Origin of the sequence: Streptomyces sp. P17, assembly GCF_032436805.1 — a bacterium.
Taxonomy (GTDB): domain Bacteria; phylum Actinomycetota; class Actinomycetes; order Streptomycetales; family Streptomycetaceae; genus Streptomyces.
In genome coordinates, this window is the sequence record NZ_JAVRBF010000434.1 from 1 (window position 1) to 366 (window position 366).

A 366-nucleotide genomic window follows, 5' to 3' on the forward strand; every position below is an offset into this window, starting at 1 on the left:
ATCCCGGCCACCGCCGACACCCCCGAGCTGCCCACCTACGCCTTCGACCGCCACCGCTACTGGCTGGAACGCACCACGCACACCCCCGCCGACCCCATGCAGGACCGTTTCTGGGAGGCAGTGGACCGCGAGGACGTGTCCGAACTCGCCGAGCTGGTTGGCATCGAGGCGCCCGAGGCCCGCTCGTCCCTCGGAAGCGTGCTGCCCGCGATCGCCGGCTGGCGGCAACAGTGGCAGGGCGCGGGCGAGTTCGAGCCCTGGCGCTACCGCGTCGAGTGGGACGAGCTAAAGGTTTCTGCGGAGCAGCCGGACCTGTCGGGGAAATGGCTGGTCATCGCGCCCGCCTCACACACCGACCACGAACAC

1 protein-coding gene is annotated in these 366 nt (G+C 70.2%); it reads left to right on the top strand.

Going from position 1 to position 366, the window contains the following annotated elements; genetic code table 11:
* Positions 1-366 (top strand): hypothetical protein (locus RMT89_RS41620; RefSeq protein WP_315888953.1); only part of this gene is annotated, 366 nt, incomplete at both ends.